Below are 18,006 nucleotides of genomic sequence, written 5' to 3'. Positions count from 1 at the left end.
TTCATGGCTCCTCCTACCCCGCACGCGAGGGAGGAGGAGCGGCCGGGCAGCGTGTGGGTCGATGCCCTGTCACCCCCGGCTCGCGGAATGCTGCTCTCTTTGATCTGAATACCACGCAAGCAGCCTTGAGAATACCTGTTCGTCCACGGGGCAAGCACGTTGGCGGGCTCGTTCGGCGACGTCTCGTTACGATCGGTAACACCCGACGTCCCGCGCCGACCGCTTCACCTTCGGGCCTCATCCACCGGGTCGACGCCGCCTCGACGACGCGGCGCGCGCGGCGCGCAGTCGGCCGCGTGCCGCCCTGAGGACGACCCCGGCCCGGGCCCGCGGGCGCCGGCTCAGGGCTCTGCCTCGGGCCTGCGCCGCGCGTCGCCCGCGCCCGCGCCCGCGAGCGGCAGCCGGACGACGACCGTCGTCCCCCGCCCCACCGCGCTCCGCAGCGTGAGGGCGCCGCCGTGATCCTCGACGATCGAGCGCGAGAGCGGCAAGCCGAGCCCCGTGCCGCTCGGGTCGCGCTTCGTCGTCACGAACGGCTCCAGCACCGCGGCGAGGAGCTCCTCGGGGATGCCGCTGCCGTGGTCCTCGACCTCGACCACGATCTGGTCCGCCTCGATCCACCCTCGGACGGCGATGAGCGCGCCGGCCTCGGACGCGTCGCGGGCGTTCGCGAGCAGGTTGACGAAGACCTGGACGAGCTCGCGCCGGTCGCCGATGACGACGAGCGACTCGGGGCAGGCCTGATCCACCCGGACGTGGGGCGCCGCGCGGTCGAGCCGGATGAGCCGCACGGCCTCGGCGACCACCTCGGCGAGCGCCACGCGCCCGACCCGCGCGCGCGCGCCCTCGCCGGGCTTCGGCACGGCGCCGGTGCGGCTGTGGTCGAGCAGGGAGCGCAGGATGGCCTCGATGCGCGCCGCCTCGCCCAGGATGAGGCCCGCCCGCGCGCGGATCTCGTCGCTGTCGGACTCGGCGCGGAGGTTCTGCGCGAGGCAGGCGATGCCGGTGAGCGGGTTGCCGACCTCGTGGGCCACGCCGGCGGCGAGGCGGCCGAGCTGGGCGAGGCGGTCGCGGTGGGCGAGCTGCGCCTCGAGCGCGCGCTGCTCGGTGCGGTCCTCGACGAGGAGGACCACGCCCCCCGAGGCGGCGCGCGCGTCGAGCGGGTCGAGCGCGGCGCGGTGGACGCGCAGCGAGCGCGCGCGGCCGGCCACGTGCGCCTCGATCTCGTCCGCGCCGGCCTCGCCCGCCGAGGCGGCGCGGGCGGCGCGCGCGAACAGCTCCGCGAACGGGGCCGGCAGCCGGTCGAGCGGCGCCCCGACGAGGTCGCGCTCCTCGGCGCCGACGAGCGCCTCGAGGCGCCGGTTCACGAGGCTGATCGCGCCGTCGGAGCCCACGGCGCAGACGCCGAGGGGGAGCTGCGCGAGCACCGAGCGGAGCCAGCGCCGCAGGAGGTCGAGCTCCTTCGCGGCGCCGACGAACGTCGTCGTGGCCTCCCCGCGCGCGAGGCGCCGCTCCAGCCAGCGGAGCTCCTCGGTGAGCGCGCCGCTCGCCGCTCGGCTGCCGAACGCCCCGGGGGCGGCCTGCGCGTCGGCCTCCGCGACGGTCCTCGCGAGCACCGGGCCGACGAGCGGCGACAGGTTGCGGTGCAGGCGCTCCTGCAGCGCGTGGAGCTCCGTGGGCCGCGTCTCGTCGCGCGGGATGTCGAGCTCGATCCGGGCGCGCGTGACCTCGAGCGCGGCCGCCTCGCGGCCGAGCAACCGCGCGAGCCGCTCCTCCAGCGCGCCCACGCTCGAGGCCACGGTCGCGCGCTCGACCGACGAGCCGATCTCGCGGCGCGTGCACAGGCGCGCCGCCTCGCGCTCCTCCTCGGCCGGGGGGCGCAGGAGCGAGACGAGCCCGAGCGTGGCGCCGTTGACGGCGAGCGACACGAACGTGGGCAGCGACCAGGTGTCCATGGCCGCCGCGTGCGCCGCGGGGCCGGCCTGCCCCGCGCCCTCGCGCAGGAGATCGAGCCACCCCGGGTCGAGCCCGGACAGCTCGGGCAGGAAGGGCGCGAGGCAGGTGGCGGTCCACGTGCCGATGCCGGCGAGGAGCCCGGCGAGGAACCCGGCGCGCGTCGCGCGCTCCCAGAAGAGCGCGGCGAGCAGCCCCGGCAGGAACTGCGCGAAGGCCACGAACGACACGATGCCGCTCTCGACGAGCAGCCCGCGGTGCGGCTGCGCGCGGTGGAAGAGCCACCCGCCGGCGAGGATGACGATCAGGAGCCCGCGGCGGAGCCACAGCACGCGCGCGTAGACGTTGCGGCGCAGCGTCCTCCGGGCGAGCGGCAGGAGCAGGTGCGTGGCGCTGGCGCTCGCGAGGGCGACGGCCGTGACCATGACCATGGCGCTCGCCGCGGAGATGCCGCCGATGAACGCGGCGAGCGCGAGCCAGCCCTGGCCGAGCAGCTGCGGCACGAGCAGCACGTAGCTGTCGGCGGGCTCGGCCGGCGCGAGGCGGGTCCCGGCCCAGAGGACGGGCAGGACGGGCAGGTTGAGCGCGAGCAGGAAGAGCGGGAAGGCCCAGGCCGCCTTGGCGAGCGCGCGGTCGCCGGTGCCGCCGGCGAACGCCATGTGCCACTGCCTCGGCAGCAGGAAGGCGGCGGCGAAGCTGATGACGAGCATCGACGTCCAGCCGCTGTCCTCGCGCACGGGGCGGCCGAGCGCCTCGACCTCGGCGGCGTGATCGCCGAGCCAGTCCGCGAGCCCGCCCGCCCCGCCGAAGGCCCCGAGCACGGCGACGAGGCCCACGGCCGCGAGCACGGCGAGCTTCGCCGCCGACTCGAACGCGACCGCCGCCGCGAGGCCGTCCTCCCGCCCCTGCTCGGCGGCCGGGCGGGCGCCGAAGAACGCCGTGAAGAGCGTGAGCAGCGCCCAGAAGACGGCGCCCACGGCCTCCTCGTGCCCGGGCCCGGAGAGCACGCGGACCGACTGCTCGGTCGCGCGGAACTGCTGCGCGACGTAGGGCACGCTGGCGACGACGGAGAACGCGGCGACGACCGCCCCCGCCGCGGGGCTCTGGAAGCGGAAGGCGAAGAGGTCGGCGAGCGAGGAGAGGCGCTGCTCACGCGTGATCCGAAGGACGCGCGACCAGAGGAGCGGGGTGGCGATGCACGCGAGCGTCGGGCCGAGGTAGACCGCGAGGAAGACGAGGCCGTGGCGCTGCGCGAAGCCGACGCCGCCGTAGTAGGTCCACGACGAGGCGTAGACGCCGAGCGACAGGGCGAGGACGAGCGGGTGACGCGCGAGCGCGCGGGGGATCCGCTCGCGCTGCGCGGCGAGCGCGATCGCGGCGAGCACGGCGAGCCAGGCCACCGTGGCGAAGAGGAGGACGCCGACGTCGATCACGGCGGGCCTCGATCACCGGCGCCGGGCGCCGGGTCGCCGCGCTCGCGCTCGCCGCGGGCGTGATCGCCGTTTGGTAGGTCGCCGCGGTCGCCGCGGTCGGAGCGCGTCGCGAGCAGGGCGAGCGCGATCAGCGCGGCCCAGACCGCGAAGACAGCGGCCACCGCGAGCAGGCCTCGGGCCCAGAGCAGCCGCGCCGGCGACACGAGCAGCACCGTGCCCAGCAGCATGAGCACGAGCGCGCGATCCGCCGCGCCGGCATCCGCGCCGTGTCCTCCGGTCATGCGGAGAGGCTACTCAGGGCCGCAGCGCCTGAACATGCGCTGGCCCACAACGCAACGCGTCATTCCAGTGGGTGATGGGGTGCGACGAGCCGGCGCTCACCCGCTCTCGGCCACGATCCCTGCGAGCAGGTTGCGCGCGTGGGCGATCACGCCCTCGTCGCCGGACTCGACTCCCCACTTCGCCGCGATCGCGGGGAACGCCGCCCAGCGCTCGCCGGCGTGGGCCGCGAGGCCCGGCCATGTCGTGCCGCCGGCCGCCTCGAAGCGCGCGATGCACGCGTCGAGCGCGGCCTTGCCGAAGGCGCCGACGAAGAGCGCGAAGTCGACCGAGGGATCGCCGATGTGGGCCTCGGTCCAGTCCAGGATCCCCGTGAGCCGGCCGCCCTCGTCGAGGAGCATGTGGCCGGGGTGGAGATCGCCGTGCACGAGGGCGAGGTCGCGCGGCCAGATCGCGTCGTTCGCGAGCCAGCGCTGCCACCGGGCCCACAGCGCCTCCGGCGGCGCCAGCGCGGCGCGCGACTCGTCCATGGCCCGCGCGTGGAGCTGGCGCGCGTCGTCGATGGACTTCACGGGGACGCCCGCCGAACGGGCCGCCGCCGCGTCCACGCGCTGGAGCGCCGCGAGCGCCTCGGCCACCGACGCGATGAACACCTCGGACGGCGCCGCCGGATCGACGCGGCTCCAGCGCGGGCCCGCCTCGGGATCGAAGGAGACGGCGGGCACGTCGCCGAGGCGCGGATAGGCGATCACGTGGTCGGTGTGCACGCGCCAGTCCGGCACGGCCACCGGCAAGCGCGGGCCTACCAGGGCCAGCACGCGGGCCTCGACGCGGGCCGACGCGACCTCCGCGAGGCGGCGCGGCGTGCGCACGATCCACGGCACGCCCCGCTCGTCGTGGGCGTGAACGACGAGAAAGGCGAGCCCGCTCCGGTCGAAGTCGGCGTGGGACGTGACGAGACGGAGCCCCTCGCGGCGCGCCGCATCGAGGAGCGCGCCGACCGTGTCGATCGGCGCGAAGGTGGAAGAGCTCAGGGAGGAGATTTCGTTGCTTCCGGTCATGAGAGCGAGCCTCTTCGCGCGCCGCCTTTCCAGGGCGGCGCGCGCGGATGGGGAAGACTCGCGGCGCGAGCTCACGGCCGGCGGGGCGTGCGTGACGTGAACGTTCCAGGCTGCCGGGCGTGAGTCACCGCGCCCCGGTCTTCCACGTTGCTGGGGAAGACTGGGCACGGACGGGCACCCGCGCGCTCGCCACGTCGCCCCGGCCGCGCCGGAGCGAGAGGGAGGACGAGGATGCCGAGCTCAGCGCAGCCGGATGAACGCCACGGCAGGAGCATCTCACGCGGGGCGCGGCGCCGCAACGGCGTTCAGGGCGCTTGGCTCGACGCCGGCCCAGCGGCACGGCGGCGCCGCGAGATCCCGGCTCGGCCTCGAGCCAGGCGGCGAGGGTCCGCCTCCGCCTGGCTACACCCTCGCCTCTCTCCCCGAGAGCTTCGCCTTCACCAGGAAATGCGAGAACGCCCCGAGGAACTCGCTCACCGACACACTGCCGTTCCTGTCGAGGTCGCAGACCTGCAAAAACTCGTCAACTTCGCCGTCGCGGAAGCCCTTCTCGCGAAACTTCGCCATGATCTCGACCACGTCCAGGGCGCCGTCCCGATTCGTGTCGATCTCCTCGAAGACCTGGAGCATCGAGTCCCGCATCATCGCTTTGAAGATCGCATCGCGAAGCTCGAGCTCCAGCACATCCAGGATGCTCCCGTCAGGCGACTCCAGGAGCCAGGGCGCCATCATCGTGGACCTCAGCACCGTCACCGTCGAGCCCAGCGACGCCGAGACCCCGAGGCGCCGCTTGTAGTCCTCGATGAAGACGTTGCCGTAGTGCTCCTCGCTGAAGTCCGTCGTGCTCACGATCATCCGGTAGTGATAGATGTCGTCCCCGGGGGCGATGCTCAAGAGATCATAGATCGCCTTGTTCAATCGGTTCATCATTTCGAGGCTGGTGTTGATCGAACCGTCTGGGTGCTTGAAGTTGACGGCGTAGGTGAGGATGTTCTGATCGGGACCGAGCTCCGGCAGCACCGCCATTGCCTCGGGGTCGGCCAGGAGCTCCTCGAGGCTCGGTCGGTCGATGCGCTCGCGGATGAACTGCAGATCGCTCTCCACGTCGCCGCCCCCGATCTCGGCCGGAAGCCGCGGGACCGGGACGATGACGAACCGATCTTCCGGGCGAGCCAAGCAGAGGAGCCGCGCGTAGAACCTCTTGCAGTTGAACAGGGCCTTCCGGTGGAGCTGCCCGTACCCGCTCCGGGTGGGCCGGATGACCTTGTGGCTCAGGTAGACCGCCGCCACCGCGGCTCCTGGCTTCGACCCTTCGAGCCCGTAGATGCCCACGGTCGGCTCCGCGTCCCCGTGGACGATGTAGGGGGCCTTGAACGTCACCATGTCGCGCATCGCCGAGTTCCGGTAGCAGAGCGCCCCGGCCGGGTACGGGACATAGCCCGACTTGTGCGGGTCCACCGTGATCGAATCCGCCCGGCCGAGCGCCGAGAGCTGCGCCGTCACGTACCTGCTCATCCCGATCTCGGCCGCAGGCCCCGAGGGCGCGTCCTTCGCGCGCGGCCCCTCGTCAGGGCGGAGGATCGAGGCGAAATAGCCGCCCCATGCGGCGTCTGCGTGGACCGTGAACGAAAGCCCCTCCTTCTGGAATCGATGGCGCAGGTCGAGGATCGCCTTCAGCGGATCGACCGCGCTCTCCTCCGTGCTCCCGACGACGCTCACCACGGTGTAGACCGGCCGCCGCTCGTCGAGGCAACGCTTCAGCGTCGCCTCCAGCGCGGAGAGGCTCATCCGCGCATCGCAGTCCACGGGGATATCGAGCACGTTCGCCGAGCCGATGCCCAGCACGGCCGCTGCCTTGGGGAAGGAGTAGTGCTTCGTGGCGGGGACGAGAAACACAGGCGAGCACGGCAGGTCCGCCCCACATCGCCGGTAGAGCTCCTGGATCCCCAGGTGCTGGAGGGAGTGGCCCGCCATCGCCGCCGTGATCGTATCGCTCGAGATGCCGTACTCCTGCGTGAGGCGCGCGGGCAGCGCGAGAATCTCGTCCACCTTGAGGTTCAGGAGCGACCAGGCGTCGAGCGCGCCGAGCAGCGCGCGCCTGCCGTCGCAGGTGGTCACGACGAGCTCACGCGCCGCCGAGAGGCTCGGCTCGGATTTCAGCGCGTCCCGGAGCGACAACGGGTAGAATTTCAAGTTCCTGGAAGACCAGATCGCCTCGATGTTCGCGACCGTGCCGCCGCAAGTGATGTGTCCCCAGGGTCGAACGGCCTTCTCGCCGGCGCCCTCGTCCGGCAGCGGATAGCCGAGCATCCGGCAGAGATCGTCGCCCACGAGCATCTCCAGGATCGTGGTCGCCGTGGACCCTTCGAACGCGACGTTGTTGGGGTTGTAGAGCATCGCAGCGAAGTAGCCGAGCACGCTGGGGATCGAGGTGTCCCAGTTCATGTGCCCCTGGTACCGATCGCTGAAGAAGGGCACCGATTTCTTGAGGAACGACATGAGCGACCGAAAGCTGTCCTTCAGCGAGTCCATCGCGTGGAGGTAGGACGGGTGCCGCTTGGACTGCTCGGTGATGTGCGTGGGATCCTGAGGGTGGAAGTTCCGTCGCCAGAACGAGTGATCCCGGATGGCCTCCACGATGAGCCTCTCGAACTCGTCAGCGTTCTCGGCCTTCGGGCCCAAGAACCACGCCTCCGGCGACCTCGTCCCGGCCCCTTTGAGGAACGGCCCGTCGCCGAATTGGAAGTATTGTTTCATCCTGGATCTGTCGTTCGACGCCCGCCCGTCCATAAGGATTTCGCTCCTCTTCGCTCGCCGTCTCGAGGGAATCTCGCAACGAAGGTGGCCAGACGGTACAGGTCACCTTGGCCACGGTCAAGCCGGCGCGATCCGTCCGTGCGTCGCCGTTGGGGCGTTCGGACGCCCGGCACCCTCTCTGGCCATACTGACGCGCGCAGCGCTCCAGCGCGCGTATCGAGATAGGAGGGGAAGTGCCGGGACAATCCCTCTCCTCTCCTCTCGGCGGCCTCGGCGCCGTGGCGGTTTTTCTGCTGATCCGGAGCGGCTTCCGGTCGTGGTACTAGAGCGCTGATCAGCTTGGAAACCAGAGAATTGAACTGCTAAGGCGCCAAGAACACATTAAAATCTTGGCGTCCTTGACGCCTTGGCGGTTCAATTTCTTGCTGTTTGCAGGCGGTTTCAACCCGTTTGTCTCTCTAGCTGTCTGGTGCCGAGTCCTCCCCCGCGAGGTCGAGCAGGCGCGCGAGGACGACCTCGAGCCAGCCCACGTTGCGCCCGGCGCGCCCGTGGCCCCGCGCCGTCGGCTCGGCGGCCCGGAGCGCCTGCGCCCCGTTGGAGATGCCGCCGGGCCGCCGCCCGAGGTGCCGCGCGCAGAGCTCGCGCAGGTCGAGGCTCGGCGGGCGCCCGAAGCCCTCCTGCGCGAGCAGGTCCGCCGTGAAGGAGCCCCAGGTGCCCAGCACGCCATCGCCGACGAAGGCGCGGAAGCGGCTCAGGGCCGCGCCGGCGTCCTCGCCGCCCCGCAGGCGGTCCTCGGGCACCTCGAGCTGGTGCGCGACGCTCGGGCCCAGCGGCCGCCGCGGGCGGAGGAACGCCTCGAAGCGCTCGCCCGACGCGCGGCAGGCCACGAGGTGCACGAGCTCGGACGTCGGCTCGGCCGCGCCGGCGTCCGCCGGCCAGCCGGAGCTGGCCCCGCCGTCGACGAGCACCACCCTCGCCGGCTCGGTGAGGTAGGGGCGCAGCGGCGCGAGCGGCGAGGCCGCCTGCGCGCGCCGCCGTCGCGGGGCCTTGCTCCGCGCCTGGTGCTCGATCTGCCGGTCGACCATGAACGTGAAGGCCCGCAGCATCTCGTCGAAGCGCGCGGGCTCGCCCTCGAGCGCGGCCAGCGCGCTGGCCACCGCCTCGACCGTGGCGAGGCACTCGGGCCGGGGCTCCTTGCGGATGCGGTAGTTGCCCGGCGCGCGGGGCGTCACGCCGATGCGCCGCGCCGAGGCCAGGCGCGGGTTCAGCGCGAGCATCTTCCTCGCCTGCCACCACGTGCCGTCGAGCACGATGAGCGAGCGCACCGGCGCCCCGCCCGCCGCGGGCGCGTCGCCCCCGGGGAAGAGCACGGCCGTGGTCGGATCGCTCGCGAGGGCGGCGATCCGGGCGTCGTCCTCGAAGACCACCCCCTCGTGCAGCTCGGAGTTGGGCAGCGCCAGGTGGGCCATGCGCGCCGTGCCGATGCCAACCTTCCGCTCGCGCGGGTGCTGGAGGAGCACGACCCGGGTCCTCGTCGGCAAGGAGGGCAGGAGCGCGCAATAGCAGACCGGACGGGGGCGCCGGCAGCGCCAGCAGACGTCGCGCATGGGAGGCCCCTTGTACCGCGTCCCTGGCGGGCGAAGGACCGAGCCGGGGGTCGCCGCAGCTCTTGCGGTCGTCGCCGCCATCACCGCAGCCCAGGAGCGCCAGGCTCAGCAAACCCTGGTCACCCGAGGTGAGGCGCATTTTACAGCCACAGTGCATTTCATCATGCAGCCAGGTCCGGGAGCCACTCGCCGTGGAGCCCCAGCGGGGCGCGGCACGGCAGGCGGACTCGGGCGACGGGCGGCGACGCGAACCTCGACGCGTCGAGGACGACGAGCTCGGTCGCGGAGCCGTCGCGGCGGTGGACGAACAGGATCACCCAGGCATCGTCCTCCGCGTCGCTGCCCGGCCGCGGCGCGACGACGCACTCGCCTGGCATCGCGTCGTCCCCGAAATCGTGGACGACCGCGGCGCCGGTCTCGAGATCGTGCTGGCGCGCGGTCGTCCGCGAGAAGCTGCCGTCGGCGCCGAAGTCGCAGAGCTCGATCGTGTACGCACGGCGATGGCGGGCGCCGACGACCGCCGGGTGCACGCGCGGGAAGTCGAGGAACCGAGGATCCAGCGCCGTCTCGGCGGCGCGGCCGCTCGAGAGGTCGAACGTGAACCGGTGGAGCGCGTGCGGCATCATGATGCGCGGGGCGCGCACGGCGTCGAGCACGATCGTGTCGCCTTCCTCGAAGGCGTTGACCGTGTGGCTGATCGTGCATGGCGCGACATCGAACCACCGCATGTCCTCATCGCCGCCGTCGCGGGGCAGGACGCCGAAGCGCGCGGGGAAGTCGTCGTCCCACCGGATAGGCACCGGAGATCGCACGTCCCCGAGGAGCACGGGAAGGACATAGAAGATGACATACCGCTCGGTGATCGCGAAATCGTGCATGAACGTCATCGCAGGGACCTCGATCGCCGCGCGATGCACGACGCGGCCGGCCGCGTCTGCGCGGTAGTACGTGAGGTGCGGACGCGAGGGCCCATTGGAGAAGAACAGGAGTTCGCCGGTGCGCGGGCAGATCTTCGGGTGAGCCGTCATCGCGCCGCCGAGCGCTCCGCCGAAGTCGTAGGGCCCCACGGTCTCGAGCTCGGCGGTCACCTCCACCGGCGACCGCGTCTCGACGAGCGCGAGGATCCGCCCGGCGTGGCGGACCACGCTCGTGTTCGGCGGACAGGCGCCCGCGATCCACCGGTTCCGGTACCAGCGCGCGCGGCCGCCCTCCAGGCGTACGCCGTGGAGCATCCCTTCTCCGGCGAACCACGCCGGCGACCGACCGGTCCGGGGATTCGGCCCGTTGCGCACGTACGTGCCGCGGAGGTCCGCCGGGATCTCGCCGATGACTTCGAGCTCGACGTCGGTTCGCTCCTCGTGCACGGGAGCGAAGGCGCCGGCCAGGTGGAAAGGCACCGTGTCCGGATTCGACATGTATTCACTGTATACTCCAGGAGAAAAATGTCCAGCGTGAGGAGGAAGAAAGGCGGCACTTACCATCATGGCGACCTCCGGAAAGCGCTCGTCGACGCCGCCATGCGCGCGCTCGAGCATCAGCGGGCGGAGGACCTCTCTTTACGCGCGCTGGGCCGCGAGCTCGGCGTCAGCCCCCGCGCTCCGTACCGCCACTTCGAGACGAAGGAGGAGCTCCTGGCGGCCGTCGCGGTCGAAGGCTTCCGCGCCTTCGGGGAGCTCCTGACGCCGCGGGTGGTCGCCGCCGGTGCGGACCCGATCGCGCGGCTCCGGGCGATCGCGGAGGCCTACGTCGTCTTCGCGGTCGAGCGCCCGGCGGCGTTCCGCGTGATGATGGCGCCCTATGCCACGGTGAAGGAGAGCGCCCCGGAGCTCTTGCGGGCGCGCGCCGAGAGCCATCGAGCGACGATGGATGCCATCGCGGAAGGGCAGGCCGCGGGGATCCTGCGCGGGGGCGATCCGATGCAGCTCGCCCTCGTGCTGTGGTCGAGCATGCACGGGCTTGCCGTGCTCCTGACGCAGGGGCAGCTCGGACGATACGACCGGCCCGTCGAGGCGGCGCAGCTCGCGAACCTCGCCAGCGGCCTGCTCATGGAGGGGCTGAGACCGCGTCCGGCAGAGCCTCTACCCGCGGACGAGTCTCCGGCTTGACGTGCTGCGGGCCGGGCCGCAGAGCCTGCGCACCGAAGGCCATGGGGAGCCGCCTACTCGTCCGCAAGCCGATATCGGTCATGAAAGAGGAGCTGGAGGGGGAGCACCGCCTCCGGCGCGCCCTTGGGCCGCTGCACCTGACGAGCCTCGGGATCGGCGCCATCATCGGGACAGGCATTTTCGTACTCACCGGCCAGGCCGCGCACGACAAGGCAGGTCCTTCGCTGATGCTGTCCTTCGTGGTCGCGGGGATGGCCTGCGTGTTCGCGGCCCTCTGTTACGCGGAGTTCGCGGCGATGGTGCCGGTCGCGGGCTCGGCCTATACGTACGCGTACGCGACGCTCGGCGAGCTGCCGGCGTGGATCATCGGGTGGGATCTCGTCCTCGAGTACGCCGTCGGCGCCGCCGCCGTGGCGCACGGGTGGTCCCACTATGTCCAGGACTTGATCGGGATCTTCGGGGTAGAGCTGCCAAGAGAGCTCAGGAGCGCGCCGTTCGACTACGATCCGGCGCTCGGCGAGCTGGTGTCCACAAGGGCGATCCTCGATCTCCCGGCCATCTTCGTGACGGCCGCGGTCACGATGCTCCTGCTCAAGGGCATCCGCGAGAGCGCGACCATCAACGCCGTGATGGTCGCGCTCAAGCTCGCCGTCGTGCTCTTCGTCATCGCGGTCGGCGCGTTCTACGTCACCCCGGACAACTGGCGGCCGTTCGCGCCGTTCGGGTTCGGGGGGCTCAGCGTCTTCGGTCACACGCTATTCGGCGAGATCGGCAAGGGGGGAGAGCCGCTCGGGATGCTCGCCGGCGCCGCTACCATCTTCTTCGCCTACATCGGGTTCGATGCGGTATCGGCGCACGCGGAGGAGGCGAAGCGCCCGCAGCGCGATCTCCCCATCGGCATCGTGGCCTCGCTCGTCATCTGCACCACGCTGTACGTCGCCGTCGCGGCGATCCTGACCGGCATGGTGCCCTACGCCGAGCTGAGCATCGACGCGCCGGTCTCCGACGCCTTCGCGCGCGTCGGCCTCCCGTGGGCGCAGTTCATCATCTCCCTCGGGGCGGTCGCCGGAATCACCTCCGTCCTGCTCGTGCTCATGAACAGCCAGCCGCGCGTGCTGCTCGCCATCGCCCGCGACGGGCTCCTGCCCAGAGGCTTCTTCGGCTCGGTGCACCCGGTCTTCAAGACGCCGTGGAAGTCCACCCTCCTCACCGGGTTTGTGGTCGCCACCCTCTCGGCGCTCCTCCCGCTGCGGATCCTGGCGGAGCTCGTCAACATCGGGACGCTGCTTGCGTTCCTGTTCGTATGCGCGGCGGTCCTGATCATGCGCCGGACGGCGCCGGACGCGCCGCGCCCGTTCCGGGTGCCGCTCTATCCGCTCACTCCGATCCTCGGGATCGTGATCTGTCTCCTCCTCATGTTCTCGCTGCCCACCGAGAACTGGCTGCGTCTCGGCGCCTGGCTCCTCCTCGGGCTCGCGATCTACTTCGGCTACAGCCGCAAGCACAGCGCGATCATGGAGAGCCAGTGACGCCGCGGCGCTCGCCGCGTTCGGCCCCCGCCCGCCGGCGCGAGGCAGACGGCCCAGCGGGCGGACGCCGCACGCCCCGGGGCTGCAACCCGGCCCGCCGTCACCCCTTCCCGGCCGGATCCCAGGCCTCCAGCAGCTGCCGCGCGGCGCGCAGCGGGCCGAGCGAGCCCGCCTCGACGAGGGCCTCCACGCCAGACAGGCGCTCGCGCACGGCAGCGCTGCGCAGGAACGCCTCCCGCAGGTGCCCCTCGATGAGCTCGAACAGCCAGCTGCGCGCCTGCGCGGCGCGGCGGCGCAGGAGCCAGCCGCCGGCCTGCATGTGTGCGCGGTGGCGCAGCACGATCTCCCACGCTTCGCGGACGCCGCGGCCCTCCTGGGCCGAGCAGACGGAGGCGACGGGCGCCCAGCCGTGAGGCGCCGGCGGGAACAGGTGCAAGGCGCTCTCGTAATCGCGGCGCGCTCGCGCGGCCCTGTCGACGTTCCCGCCGTCGGCCTTGTTGATGATCACGAGATCGGCAAGCTCCATGATGCCCCGCTTCACGCCTTGCAGCTCGTCGCCGGCCCCAGGCAGCATGAGGAGCAGGAAGCAATCCGTCATGTCGGCGACGGCGACCTCGGATTGCCCGACGCCGACCGTCTCGACAAGGATGTTGCGGTATCCGGCGGCCTCGCAGAGCAGGATGGCCTGGCGCGTGGCCCGCGCCACGCCGCCGAGCGAGCCGCCCGACGGCGAGGGGCGGATGAAGGCCCGCGGGTCGCTCGCCAGCCGTGGCATCCGCGTCTTGTCGCCGAGGATGCTCCCGCCATGGACAGGGCTGCTCGGGTCGACCGCGAGCACGGCCACCGTCTCCTCGCGATCGCGCACGAGGTGAACGCCGAGGGCGTCGACGAACGTGCTCTTGCCGACCCCGGGCACGCCGGTGATGCCGAGGCGCGTGGCGCCGCCGGCGTGAGGCAGGCAGCGCTCCAGGACCTCCTCGGCGAGCTCCTGGTGGCGGGGGAGCGAGCTCTCGGCCAGCGTGATCGCGCGCGCGAGCGCCGCCCGGTCCCCCGCGAGGAGACCGTCGACGAGCTGCCTCGGGCTCGACTTCAACCTAGCGCGCCTCCTGCGACGAGAGGCTCCCGAGGAGCGTCCGGACGATCCGCGCCGCGGCCTCGGGAATGACCGTCCCGGGCCCGAAGATCCCCGCGACGCCGCGCTCCTCCAGATACCGGTAGTCCTGCGGCGGGATCACGCCGCCCGCCACGACGAGGACGTCCCCGCGGCCGGCCTGCCCGAGCGCGTCGATGAGCTGCGGCACCAGCGTCTTGTGGCCGCCGGCGAGCGAGGAGACCCCGACCACGTGCACGTCGTTCTCGACGGCGTGGCGGGCCACCTCGTCCGGGGTCTGGAAGAGCGGGCCGATATCGACGTCGAACCCGAGATCCGCAAAGGCGGTGGCGATGACCTTCATCCCCCGGTCGTGCCCGTCTTGACCCATCTTGGCGACCAGGATGCGCGGGCGCCGGCCCTCGAGGGCCGCGAACTCGCGGACGAGCGCCTCGACCTCTCGGCCAGCGCCCGCGTCGCGGATCTCCGCGCCGTACACGCCGCTCACCGTGCGCACCGGGGCCTCGTAGCGGCCGAAGACGCGCTCGAGCGCGTCGGAGATCTCGCCGAGCGTCGCGCGGCGTCGCGCGGCGTCGACCGCGAGCGAAAGCACGTTCCCCTCGCCCGTCTCGGCAGCGCGGGTGAGCGCGGCGAGCGACTCGCCAACAGCAGCCTCGGCGCGGGCGGCCTTCACCTCGCGCAGCCGCGCGAGCTGGTTCTCGCGAACCGCGGTGTTGTCCACCTCGCGGAGCGCGATCGGCGCCTCTCTCTCCAGCCTGTACGCGTTGACCCCGACGATGATGTCACGGCCGGCGTCGATCCGGGCCTGCTTCCGGGCCGCGGCCTCCTCGATGCGCAGCTTGGGCAGGCCGTTCTCGATGGCCTTGACCATGCCGCCCAGGGACTCCACCTCCTGGATGAACTGCCACGCTCTCCGCGCGAGCCGGTCTGTCAGGCGCTCGACGTGGTAGGAGCCGCCCCACGGGTCGATGACCCGGCAGATATCGGTCTCCCGCTGCAAGAAGAGCTGGGTGTCGCGCGCGATCTTCGCCGAGAAGTCCGAGGGGAGCGCCAGCGCCTCGTCCAGGGCGTTCGTGTGCAGCGACTGCGTGCCGCCGAGCACGGCCGCGAGCGCCTCGATGGCCGTGCGCGTGACGTTGTTGAACGGGTCCTGCTCGGTGAGGCTCCAGCCCGACGTCTGGCAGTGGGTCCGCAGCGCCATCGTCTTCGGGTTCTTCGGGTGGAACCCCTTCACGATCTTCGCCCACAGGAGCCGCGCGGCCCGCAGCTTGGCGATCTCGGTGAAATGGTCCATGCCGATGCCGAAGAAGAACGAGAACCGTCCGGCGAAATCGTCGATATCCATGCCCGACGCGATCCCGGTGCGCAGGTACTCGAGGCCGTCGGCGAGCGTGTACGCGAGCTCCAGCTCGGCGGTCGCGCCGGCCTCCTGCATGTGATAGCCGCTGATGCTGATCGAGTTGAACCTGGGTGTCTTCTCGGCGGTGTAACGGAAGATGTCGGCGACGATCCTCATCGACGGCGCCGGAGGGTAGATATAGGTGTTCCGGACCATGAACTCCTTGAGGATGTCGTTCTGGATGGTCCCGGAGAGCAGCTCGGGGCGCACGCCCTGCTCCTCGGCGGCGACGATGTAAAACGCCATGATGGGGAGCACGGCGCCGTTCATGGTCATCGACACGCTCATCGTATCGAGCGGTATCTGGTCGAAGAGGATCTTCATGTCCTCGACGGTGTCGATGGCCACACCGGCCTTCCCCACGTCGCCGACCACGCGCGGGTGATCCGAGTCGTAGCCGCGGTGGGTCGCGAGGTCGAAGGCCACCGAGAGCCCGGTCTGCCCTGCAGCCAGGTTGCGGCGGTAGAACGCGTTCGACTCCTCGGCCGTGGAGTACCCGGCGTACTGGCGGACGGTCCACGGGCGGACCACGTACATGCTGGTATACGGCCCGCGCAGGAACGGCGGCGCGCCGGCGGAGAAGCCGAGGTGCTCGAGCGACGCGACGTCCGACGGGGCCGCGCCCGGCTCCGGGATCTCCGTTGTGTCGCCGAGCTGCCGCATCGCCGCGCGCGCGAGGCTCCGCGCGAGCTGCTCGATGTACCAGGAGCCGGCCGCAGGGCCGTCTCGCGCGTCGAAGCGGGCCTCCTCGCGGAGGATGACCCGGGCGTTGCCGAGCAGGCGCTCGGGCGGCGTGACGACGATGTCGTCCGCGCCGCCCGCGATGGCCGCCATCATCCCGACGATGCCGCGGAGGAGGTTCTTGTGCTCCTCGTCGCCGGGAACCACGGCCGACGGGATGACGGCGGTGATCGTGGCGCCCGGCCGCAGGCGCTCGGCCACGAGGCGCGCGGCGCGGAGGCGGGCGATCTCCAGGAAATAGCTGCATCCCATCGTGAAGCGCAGCTCCGGCGCGCCGCTCCGGAGCTCGGCGACCAGCGACGCCACGAGCGGGCCGCCCGTGGCCGGCGGGAGCGGGGGGCTGTCCGGCGCGAAGATCGGCGGCACGAGGAGCCCCTCGGCGCTCGCCCACGAGAGGTCGTCCTCGGTCTTGCCCTTGAGATCCCGGTGGAGCGCCTGCTTCCACGTCGCGAGCGCGACCGGCGCGAAATCGGCGAAGAGCCTGTCATCCATGGGCCTGCACGACCTCGATGAGGTGACCGAACGGCGCGTCATCGCGCGATCGGGGGTGCACGAAGAAGATCGTCGTGCCCCGGGAGCCCGGCCGCGGCGCCGCGTCGATGATGCGGAAGCCGCGCGCCTTGAGCTCGTCGAAGGCGGCCTGGACGTCGCTGACCCGGTAGGCGACGTGGGCGAAGCCCCCGCGACCGCCGTTCTTCTCGATGAGCTTCTGGACGGGAGACTCGGGAGAGAGCGGCTCGAGGAGCTGGACGTGGTTGTCGCTGTCGCCGATGCGGAGCATCACCTCGCGGACCTGATCCGTGCCCCGCACCTCCTCCCGGTGCACCTCGCGGAAGCCGAGCATCTCGTACGCCTTCACCTGCGCGTCGAGCTGCCCGGCGGGCACCGCCATGGCGATGTGGTCGATGAACAGAAACCCGGGAATCTGGTCCTTCATGGGCTCTCGTTGGATCGCAAGGCCGGTCGGGGGTGCAGGGGCCGGCGGTGTCGAGGGGGGCGCCATGCGTGCAGCTTGCGCCGCGAAGCGGGGCTGCGGCAAGACCCGCGTGACGGGCTGCGCGCGTGGGCCGGCGTCGTTATAGACTCGCGACGACGCGCGAGGGCGCGAGGGCGCGAGCGCGCCCGGGGCAACACAGGGGGGAGCGTACGACATGCAGGGACGGGGGCACGACGAGCTCGTCGCGGAACTCGAGCGGCTGCGCCTGCGCGTGAGCGAGCTCGAGAAGGACAGGAGCCGTCGCGACGCGGGGGTGGAACGGCTCGAAGACTACGTGCGACTCCTGACGAGCTACATGCCGGCGGCGGTCGCGCTGTTCGACCGCGACATGCGTTACCTGCTGACGAGCAGGCGCTGGCTCGATGACTATGGCCTCTCGCCGCGCGAGATCATCGGCCTCTCGCACTACGAGGTCTTCCCCGAGATCCCGCAGCGATGGAAGGACATCCATTCGCGCTGTCTCGCAGGGGCGAGCGAGCGCCGCGAGGAAGACCCGTTCCAGCGGGCCGACGGGCGCATCGAGTGGGTGCGCTGGCAGGTCTTCCCGTGGCACGACGAGCGCGGCGAGATCGGCGGGATCATGATGTTCACCGAGGTCATCACCAAGCAGAAGGAGCTCCAGGATCGGCTGCGCGTGCAGTCTGCCGCCCTTCGCGAGCTCTCGACGCCGATCATCCCGATCTGCGACGAGGTGCTGGTCCTGCCGCTCATCGGCACGCTGGACGAGCGCCGCTCGCAGCAGCTGGCGGAGGCGCTCCTCAACAAGATAGCCGACAAGGGAGCGCAGATTTGCATCGTCGACCTCACGGGCGTCTCCGCCTTCGATACGCGGGCAGCGAGCGCGCTCGCGCGGATCGCCCAGGCGGTGCGGCTGCTCGGCGTCGAGGTGGTGTTGACGGGCATCCGGCCCGAGGTCGCTCAGGCGCTGATCGGCCTGGAGGTGGAGCTCAGCAGCATCGTCACGCGCCGCGACCTCTCGCACGGGATCGCGTTCGCGATGGCGACCAGGAAGCCCTGACCGCCCGACCCCTCCG

12 protein-coding genes are annotated in these 18,006 nt (G+C 71.7%); 3 read left to right on the top strand and 9 right to left on the bottom strand.

Features of this window, described 5'->3' with window-relative positions:
- Positions 1–341: 341 nt before the first annotated feature.
- The 6 genes from WME82_RS15315 to WME82_RS15290 form a co-directional block, all read right to left on the bottom strand.
- Positions 342–3,386, bottom strand: coding sequence for an ATP-binding protein (locus tag WME82_RS15315; protein ID WP_438043437.1), 3,045 nt, complete (start codon positions 3,384–3,386; stop codon positions 342–344).
- Positions 3,383–3,667, bottom strand: coding sequence for a hypothetical protein (locus WME82_RS15310; protein WP_437916183.1), 285 nt, complete (start codon positions 3,665–3,667; stop codon positions 3,383–3,385). The genes WME82_RS15315 and WME82_RS15310 overlap by 4 nt, the downstream gene beginning before the upstream one ends.
- A 96-nt stretch (positions 3,668–3,763) precedes the next feature.
- Positions 3,764–4,726: a macrolide 2'-phosphotransferase gene (locus tag WME82_RS15305; RefSeq protein ID WP_438043436.1), complete on the bottom strand. Its 963-nt coding sequence runs from the start codon at positions 4,724–4,726 to the stop codon at positions 3,764–3,766.
- A gap of 402 nt (positions 4,727–5,128) precedes the next feature.
- On the bottom strand, positions 5,129–7,483 hold the full coding sequence (locus tag WME82_RS15300) for a pyridoxal-dependent decarboxylase (protein ID WP_438043435.1): 2,355 nt from the start codon (positions 7,481–7,483) through the stop codon (positions 5,129–5,131).
- Positions 7,484–7,941: 458 nt separating this feature from the next.
- Complete coding sequence (locus WME82_RS15295) at positions 7,942–9,090, bottom strand: DTW domain-containing protein (protein ID WP_438043434.1); 1,149 nt, start codon at positions 9,088–9,090, stop codon at positions 7,942–7,944.
- A 161-nt stretch (positions 9,091–9,251) separates the two neighbouring features.
- The gene (locus tag WME82_RS15290) at positions 9,252–10,505 is read right to left on the bottom strand and encodes a carotenoid oxygenase family protein (RefSeq protein WP_438043433.1); all 1,254 of its coding nucleotides are present in this window, start codon (positions 10,503–10,505) and stop codon (positions 9,252–9,254) included.
- Between the two features lie 36 nt (positions 10,506–10,541).
- Between WME82_RS15290 and WME82_RS15285 the strand changes: the two genes are divergently transcribed.
- Both WME82_RS15285 and WME82_RS15280 read left to right on the top strand, forming a co-directional pair.
- Positions 10,542–11,195, top strand: coding sequence for a TetR/AcrR family transcriptional regulator (locus WME82_RS15285; RefSeq protein ID WP_438043432.1), 654 nt, complete (start codon positions 10,542–10,544; stop codon positions 11,193–11,195).
- A gap of 80 nt (positions 11,196–11,275) precedes the next feature.
- Positions 11,276–12,724: an amino acid permease gene (locus WME82_RS15280; protein ID WP_438043431.1), complete on the top strand. Its 1,449-nt coding sequence runs from the start codon at positions 11,276–11,278 to the stop codon at positions 12,722–12,724.
- 100 nt (positions 12,725–12,824) lie between these two features.
- On the opposite strand, the gene meaB is transcribed toward WME82_RS15280, so the two are convergent.
- From meaB to WME82_RS15265, 3 genes are read right to left on the bottom strand one after another with little or no spacing between them, the layout of a single operon-like run.
- A complete protein-coding gene (gene meaB / locus WME82_RS15275; RefSeq protein WP_438043430.1) occupies positions 12,825–13,817 on the bottom strand; it encodes a methylmalonyl Co-A mutase-associated GTPase MeaB in 993 nt (330 codons plus the stop codon).
- A 1-nt stretch (position 13,818) separates the two neighbouring features.
- Positions 13,819–16,467, bottom strand: a complete 2,649-nt coding sequence (scpA, locus tag WME82_RS15270) for a methylmalonyl-CoA mutase (protein ID WP_438043429.1) — start codon at positions 16,465–16,467, stop codon at positions 13,819–13,821.
- Complete coding sequence (locus WME82_RS15265) at positions 16,460–16,912, bottom strand: VOC family protein (RefSeq protein ID WP_437746202.1); 453 nt, start codon at positions 16,910–16,912, stop codon at positions 16,460–16,462. The genes scpA and WME82_RS15265 overlap by 8 nt, the downstream gene beginning before the upstream one ends.
- A gap of 214 nt (positions 16,913–17,126) precedes the next feature.
- On the opposite strand from WME82_RS15265, the gene WME82_RS15260 reads away from it, so the two are divergent.
- Complete coding sequence (locus tag WME82_RS15260; RefSeq protein WP_438043428.1) at positions 17,127–17,990, top strand: PAS domain-containing protein; 864 nt, start codon at positions 17,127–17,129, stop codon at positions 17,988–17,990.
- The last annotated feature ends 16 nt before the right edge of the window (positions 17,991–18,006 follow it).

This window comes from Sorangium sp. So ce128, assembly GCF_051525245.1.
GTDB classification, from domain to species: domain Bacteria; phylum Myxococcota_A; class Polyangia; order Polyangiales; family Polyangiaceae; genus Sorangium; species Sorangium cellulosum_B.
The sequence above is the reverse complement of the archived record's forward strand: the minus strand, read 5'-3'. Positions and strand labels throughout refer to the sequence as shown.